This window comes from Ferranicluibacter rubi, from assembly GCF_011603255.1.
Taxonomy (GTDB): Bacteria; Pseudomonadota; Alphaproteobacteria; order Rhizobiales; family Rhizobiaceae; genus Ferranicluibacter; species Ferranicluibacter rubi.
Genome location: NZ_JAANCM010000017.1, coordinates 67,033 through 73,684 on the forward strand (window position 1 = coordinate 67,033; position 6,652 = coordinate 73,684).

Genomic DNA, 6,652 nt, shown 5'->3' on the forward strand with positions numbered 1-6,652 from the left:
GTGACGCCGAAGAGGCGGTTCATGCGGGCCATGGTGATGGGGTTGTGGGTGATGATGACGAAGCGGGTCTCGGTGCGTGTCCCTTGGAGAAATGTGCGCCTGACGGCGGATCGACAGGCATCTCGCCTATGAACGGGAAGTGCGCAGGGGTTGCACGATCCGGGTGGGGCGCCACACAGGGCTAACGACTGACGTCATCTGCCAAAACCCGCGCCCGACGTCGCAGCACCATGACGGTGCTCGCATCCCTTTGCTTTCATGACCGGGCGGAAGGCCGTGTTCGACAAGGGGCCTGAGGGGCCGGCTTCAGAACCATATCCGACTGCGATCCATCTCACTCTCTCCAACGACGAGACAGACCATGCACAACAGCATCGATCGCGTACCATCCAAAACCCGCATAATCGGCAAAGTCGCCGCCATAACCCTGGCGTTCTGGATTATGAAAATTCTGGCAACCACACTTGGAGAGACCGCGGGCGACTTTCTGTCGATGACGCTGAACCTCGGATATTACATCGGGTTCGGCATCACCTTCACAGCTCTCGCCGTCATATTGTTCGTCCAGATCCGCGCTCCCCGCTACAATCCCGCGCTCTTCTGGCTCGCCATTGTCGCGACCACGACTGCCGGCACGGAGATTTCGGACATGATGGACCGGTCGTTCGGACTGGGCTACGCTTGGGGTTCCGCACTGCTCGTTACCGGCCTGATCGTGAGCCTTGGGATCTGGTACTCCCGCGCCCGCAACCTCTCAGTATACCCCATACTGCGTCGGGACGTGGAGATTCTGTTCTGGGTCGCGGTGGTGTTCTCCAACAGTCTCGGAACCGCGTTCGGTGATTTTCTGACCGACAATCTCGAACTCAGCTACTTTCAGGGCGCACTTGTCACGGCAGCGATCATCGGCGCGGTGGTTGCCTGCCACTACATGACGCGTCTCAATCACATTCTTCTGTTCTGGATCGCCTTCATCTTCACGCGTCCGTTCGGTGCGACGTTCGGCGATCTTCTGACCAAGCCCATCGAAAAGGGCGGAATGAACCTTCCCCGTGGTGCCGCATCGATGGTGACCTTAGGCCTCCTTGTTCTCGTCCTCATTGTCTCGACGATGTCGGCTGCGAGAACGACACGCTCCACACTCAAACCCGCAGCTTGATGCTGCAGGAGCCAGACAGGGCGGTAGCCCTGGCCCGACCGGCTTCCTCCGCGCCTCGCGCAAAGGCTCGGCGGAACACGGCTCTCAAACCGCCTCCCGCAACTGCTCCGCCGTCTGCAGATCCACCGACACCAGCTGGCTCACCCCCTGCTCCGCCATGGTGACGCCGAAGAGGCGGTTCATGCGGGCCATGGTGATGGGGTTGTGGGTGATGATGACGAAGCGGGTCTCGGTGGAGGCGGCCATTTCGTCCATGAGGTTGCAGTAGCGCTCGACATTGTGGTCGTCGAGCGGGGCGTCCACTTCGTCCAGCACGCAGATGGGCGCGGGATTGGTGAGGAACACGGCGAAAATCAGGGCCATGGCGGTCAAAGCCTGCTCGCCGCCCGACAGCAGCGTCATGGTCTGCGGCTTCTTGCCCGGCGGGCGGGCGAGGATTTCGAGGCCGGCATCCAGCGGGTCGTCGCTCTCGATCAGTTGCAGCTCGGCCGTGCCCCCGCCAAAAAGGTGGGTGAACAGGCGCTGGAACTGGGCGTTGACGATGTCGAACGCCGCCAGCAAGCGCTCGCGGCCCTCGCGGTTGAGGTTCTGGATGGCGCTGCGCAGCTTGCGGATCGCGTCGATCACATCCTCGCGCTCCTTGAGCAGCGCCGCGAGCCGGTCCGCAAGTTCCGTCTGCTCTTCCTCCGCGCGCAGGTTGACGGCGCCCAGCCGCTCGCGCTCGATCTTCAGGCGTTCGAGATCCCGCTCCACGGTGCGCGGATCGGCCGGCAGGGCATCGACCGCGCGGCCGGTGAGGCGCAGCACATCCTGAGGACCGATGGACAAAGCCTGGCGGATGGCGGCCTCCACCTCGACGCGTTTTTCACGCGCCGACATCAGCCGTTCCTCGGCGCGGCCGCGCTTCTCGCGGGTCTCCGCCAGTTCGGAGAGAGCGGTCGCGGCGATCCGGTCGGCATCACGCTGGCGGGTTTCGGCCTCGACCAGCCGGTCGGCCGCCGCGCGGCGGGCTGCTTCCATGTCGGAGAGGGCGCTCATCAGGGCGCGGCGCTTCTCGTCGAATTCGTCGGGCGCGTCGAGAATGGTCTCGATCTCGTCGCGCGCTTCAGCCTCGCGGTCGCGCAGCGTGGCGATATGGTCGTCGGCGCTGGCCGCCCGGCTCGCCCATGTCTGGCACTCGGCGGCGATCGCCCGCAGACGACGCTCACGCGCTTCGGTCTCGCGGTTGAGGCCATCCGAGAGGGCGCGAGCCTCGGCGAGCGCCGCTCGGTCGGTCGCAACGGCTGCGCCTTGCGCGGCGAGGCGCTGGTCGAGATCGGCCATGTCGGGGGCGTCCTCGAGCGCTGCGACGGCATCCTCCAGCGTGGCCACCGCCTCCTCGTGGCTCTCCGCGATACGGGCGGCGGTCTCAGTCAGCACCGCACGACGCCGGGCAAGATCGCCCTGGGCGCGCTCGGCCGAAGCCAGCGCATCGCGCGCCTCCGACAGGCGGCGGATCGCCTGCCGCTCGGCCTCGCGCGTCATCCGCACCGCATCGTCGCCCGCGCGGATCGCATCCGTCGCCGCCTTCAGGGTGCGTTCGCAATGCTCCAGACCGTGGGCGGCTTCCGCGATCTCGGCGTCCAGTTCGCTCAGGCGGTTGCGGTTCTCCAGCCGCAGGGTGGCGGCACTCGGCGCGTCGGCACCGGTGACATGGCCATCCCAGCGCCAGAGTGCGCCGGATCGGGTCACGAGCCGCTGCCCGGGGTAGAGCACCGGGAGCAGCCGTGCCGCCTTGGTATCATCCGCGACAATGCCGACCTGTGACAGGCTGCGCCGCAGGGCATCCGGCGCTTTGACGTGATCGATCAGCGGGGCGACGCCTGTGGGCAAAGCCGGGTCGGCATCCCCCAGTCCGGGATCGCGCCAGTGAACGGGCGCGGACGGGTCGAGCGGCGATTCGAGGTCGTCGCCCAGCGCCGCACCCAGCAACGCCTCGAAGCCGCGCTCGACGGTGATGGCATCGACCACGGGGCTCGCGCCGCCGGCAAGCGTTGCAGCTTCCAGCAGGCGGCGGATGGTGCGGGCTTCGGTTTCCGCCGCGCTCAGCCGCGCCCGCGCGGCTTCCAGCGGACCGCGGGCCTCCGCTTCGCGGGCCCGCGCCTCGCCCAGCGCATCCTCGGCCTCGGCAACGGCCTCTGTCCGCGCCTGGATGTCGGCCTCCGCCACTTCCACGGCTTCGCGGCGGATATCGGGGTCTTCGAGCCTTGCGATCTCGCGGTCGAGCGTGTCGATCTCGCTTGCCTGCTCGGACATCTGGCGGGAGAGGCGCATGCGGCGGTCGCCGAGATCGCGGATCGTGCGCTCCAGCTGGCTGCGGGAGGCAGACGCTTCGGCGCGCTCGGCCGTCAGCGTGGAGAGTGTGCGTTCGCTCGCGGCCAGCACGTCCTGCGCATCTGTCAGGCGCTCGCGCGCTTCCTCCGCCCGCTCGCCGGCATCCCCGGCGTCTTCCCGCAGGGTTTCGGCTTCCTCCTCCAGCCGCGCCATCGCGCCGGCATTTTCCAGCGCCAGCCGCTCCTCGCGGGCGATGTCTTCGCCCAGCTGCGTCAGGCGGCGCTGCAGCTCGTCGCGGCGGCGCAGCGTGCGGCTCATATCCTCGTCGAGCTGGGTGCGGGCAATCTGCAGCCGCTGGAGGCCGGCGGCCGTGCGGGCCTCCTCCTCGCGCAGGTCCGGCAGCTTCAGGCTCGATATCGCCTGGTTCTTCGCCGCCTCCATCTGCGCCTGCGCCTTCTCGGCAACCAGCGATGTCGCCTGGTTCAGCAGGCTGTCGGCTTCCGCCTCGGCCTGCTTGGCCTGTACCCAGCGGATGTGGAAGAGCATGGCTTCATGGGCGCGGATCTCGGCCGAGAGCATCTTGAAGCGATTGGCCTGTCGAGACTGGCGCTTGAGGCTTTCGATGCGGTTTTCCAGCTCGCCCGTCACCTCGTCCAGCCGTTCGAGGTTGGTTTCGGCACCGCGCAGGCGCAGCTCCGCCTCGTGGCGGCGGGAGTGGAGACCGGAAATGCCGGCGGCCTCTTCGAGCAGTTGCCGGCGGGCCTGCGGCTTTGCGGCGATCAGCTCGCCGATGCGGCCCTGCCCGACCATGGAGGGCGAGCGGGCGCCGGTCGAGGCATCCGCAAAGAGCAGTTGCACATCCTTGGCGCGGGCCTCGCGGCCGTTGATGCGGTAGACGGAGCCGTTCTCGCGCTCGATGCGGCGCGTGACCTGAATTTCGTCGCTGTCGTTGAAGGCGGCCGGCGCGGTGCGATCGGTATTGTCGAGATAGAGGCCGACCTCGGCCGTGTTGCGCGCCGGGCGTTTGCCGGAGCCGGAGAAGATGACGTCGTCCATACCGGACGCGCGCATGTTCTTATAGGAATTCTCGCCCATCACCCAGCGAAGCGCTTCGACGAGGTTCGATTTGCCGCAGCCGTTCGGGCCGACCACACCGGTCAACCCGCGCTCGATGACGAACTCGGACGGCTCCACGAAGGATTTGAAGCCGACCACGCGCAGTTTGGTGAATTTCATGACGGCGTGCCCGTCATGACCGGGAACGGCATGATTGGGAACGGCATCGTTGGGAAAAACGGCACGGTTTCCCGTGCCGCAATCCGTCGCGACTTAGAGCAGAGGGTCGATAAGGGCCGACATGGTGTCAACCGACATGTCTCCGGAATAGCGCTTGCCGTTGATGAAGAAGGTCGGCGTCGAAGCAACCTTGTACTCCTTCATGCCCTTCTGCATCACGGCGTTCACATCATCCAGAAGCTTCTGGTTCGTCAAGCAGGTCTCGAAGCTCTCCTGTGAGAAACCGGCAAGCTTGGACATCTGCAGCAGCGCATCGCGGCCGTTCTGGGCGGCGGCCCACTGTTCCTGCTGCTTGAAGAGCATGGAAACCATCGGGAAATACTGGCCTTCCGGCGCGCAGCGCGCCAGCATGAAGGCGGCGGCCGCACGCGGATCGAACGGGAACTCGCGCAGCACGAAGCGCACCTTGCCCGATTCCACATACTTGGCCTTGATGGCGTCGAAGGTCTTGTTGTGGAAATTGGCGCAATGCGGGCAGGTCATCGACATGTATTCGACGACCGTGACCGGCGCATCGGCCTTGCCGATGGCCATTTCCGGCAGCGCGCCGGGTTCCATCAGCTTGGAAAGCTCGATCTCGCCCTCGGCCTGGGGCAGCTCGGCTGCCGCCGGAGATGCAGCGGGCGCTGCCGCCTGAGCCATCTGGGTCTGGCCAGCAGCCGGAGTCGTCGCCGGGGTAGCGGTGGTGGACGACGTCGTCATCGTATCCGCGGGCTTCATCTCCGTCTTGGTCGCGGTATCGACCGTTTCGACAGGAGCCGCCGCATTCGCCGCCTCCTTCTTCTCGTCGCTGCAGGCGACAAGCGCGAGCGCCAGCGTGGCGATGGCCACACCGCTCGAAAGGCGTTTCAGCAAGGTCATTTCGGAAAGGGACATGGTTCACCTGTTCAAGCGGAGACGGGACCTTTGCGATATCGCGCCCGTCGGGACCGGACAAGGGGGCCCCATGGTCCATCGTTCAAAGAATTGTGAGGCATTTGTGGCGTGGGGGGTGGATGGTGGGATATTCCGGCTCGCTGTTGATCGGGCGGGCTCGCTGCTGGTAGACTGCAAAGGGTCTGGTAGTAGCTTCGAAGGCGAGAGGACAGACGCACCATGTCGGCCATCATGATCAGGAACCTTCCCGAAAAAACCCATCAGGCGCTGGAAGCCCGCGCCCGCCGGAACGGGCGCACCACCGAGGCGGAAATCCGCGCTATTCTGCAGACCGCCGCCGCGAGTGAGGAGCCGCTTGGTATCGGTTCCTATCTCAAGGCCATCGGGCAATCGATCGGAGGTATCGATCTCGATGACGGGCGGGACAGACAAGCTTACGAGCCGCCTTCATTCAAATGATCATTCTCGACACGAATGTCGTTTCGGAACCTCTTCGCAAGATGCCGAGCGAACGCGTGCTTGCGTGGCTCGATGCACAGCCGACGGACGCGTTGTACTTGACGACAATCACGGCGGCCGAAATACTTTCCGGCATGGCGATCATGCCGACCGGTCGGCGGAAGGACATGCTGCGAGAGGCGCTCGAACACCTCTTATCGACCGTGTTCCGCGGTCGAATCCTCCCTTTCGACATGCAGGCGGCACGGGAGTTTGCCGTCATCTCGCAGAAGGCGCGGGAAAAGGGGGCGGGCGTAGGAATGGCGGATGCACAGATTGCCGCGATTGCCGTCGCAACTGGGTTCTCCGTTGCGACACGCGACGTCGCGCCATTTACGGCAAGCGGGCTGCACGTGATCAATCCGTGGACGGCCTGATCATCCCCCTACCGCTTCTGCCCCAGCACCGCCGTTCCCAGCCGCGTCAGCGCCGCCTTCAGGCCCTCGTCCTCGATCTCCGCCGTCAGGGCTTCCAGATGGCGAGCGGGTTGGCCGGTCAGGGGTCGTGGGG

General features: G+C 65.7%; 5 protein-coding genes. 3 read left to right on the top strand and 2 right to left on the bottom strand.

Features of this window, described 5'->3' with window-relative positions; translation table 11 throughout:
- Nucleotides 1–442 precede the first annotated feature (442 nt).
- The gene (locus G8E10_RS23515) at nt 443–1,159 is read left to right on the top strand and encodes a COG4705 family protein (protein ID WP_245507087.1); all 717 of its coding nucleotides are present in this window, start codon (nt 443–445) and stop codon (nt 1,157–1,159) included.
- Between the two features lie 84 nt (nt 1,160–1,243).
- Here the strand turns inward: G8E10_RS23515 and G8E10_RS23520 are convergent, their stop codons facing one another.
- Together G8E10_RS23520 and G8E10_RS23525 are read right to left on the bottom strand one after the other, a co-directional pair.
- On the bottom strand, nt 1,244–4,708 hold the full coding sequence (locus G8E10_RS23520; protein WP_167130888.1) for a chromosome segregation SMC family protein: 3,465 nt from the start codon (nt 4,706–4,708) through the stop codon (nt 1,244–1,246).
- Nucleotides 4,709–4,801: 93 nt separating this feature from the next.
- Entirely contained in the window at nt 4,802–5,644 is an 843-nt protein-coding gene (locus G8E10_RS23525) for a DsbA family protein (protein ID WP_167130889.1), read from the bottom strand.
- Nucleotides 5,645–5,863: 219 nt separating this feature from the next.
- On the opposite strand from G8E10_RS23525, the gene G8E10_RS23530 reads away from it, so the two are divergent.
- Together G8E10_RS23530 and G8E10_RS23535 are read left to right on the top strand one after the other, a co-directional pair.
- A complete protein-coding gene (locus G8E10_RS23530; protein WP_110732790.1) occupies nt 5,864–6,103 on the top strand; it encodes a FitA-like ribbon-helix-helix domain-containing protein in 240 nt (79 codons plus the stop codon).
- Nucleotides 6,100–6,519, top strand: a complete 420-nt coding sequence (locus G8E10_RS23535; protein WP_167130890.1) for a type II toxin-antitoxin system VapC family toxin — start codon at nt 6,100–6,102, stop codon at nt 6,517–6,519. The genes G8E10_RS23530 and G8E10_RS23535 overlap by 4 nt, the downstream gene beginning before the upstream one ends.
- Nucleotides 6,520–6,652: the final 133 nt, after the last annotated feature.

Bases quoted from the DNA above. Each gene is read 5' to 3' on its own strand.
- G8E10_RS23515 (WP_245507087.1), top strand. From the start codon at position 443: ATGAAAATTCTGGCAACCACACTTGGAGAGACCGCGGGCGACTTTCTG.
- G8E10_RS23520 (WP_167130888.1), bottom strand. From the start codon at position 4,708: ATGAAATTCACCAAACTGCGCGTGGTCGGCTTCAAATCCTTCGTGGAG.
- G8E10_RS23525 (WP_167130889.1), bottom strand. From the start codon at position 5,644: ATGTCCCTTTCCGAAATGACCTTGCTGAAACGCCTTTCGAGCGGTGTG.
- G8E10_RS23530 (WP_110732790.1), top strand. From the start codon at position 5,864: ATGTCGGCCATCATGATCAGGAACCTTCCCGAAAAAACCCATCAGGCG.
- G8E10_RS23535 (WP_167130890.1), top strand. From the start codon at position 6,100: ATGATCATTCTCGACACGAATGTCGTTTCGGAACCTCTTCGCAAGATG.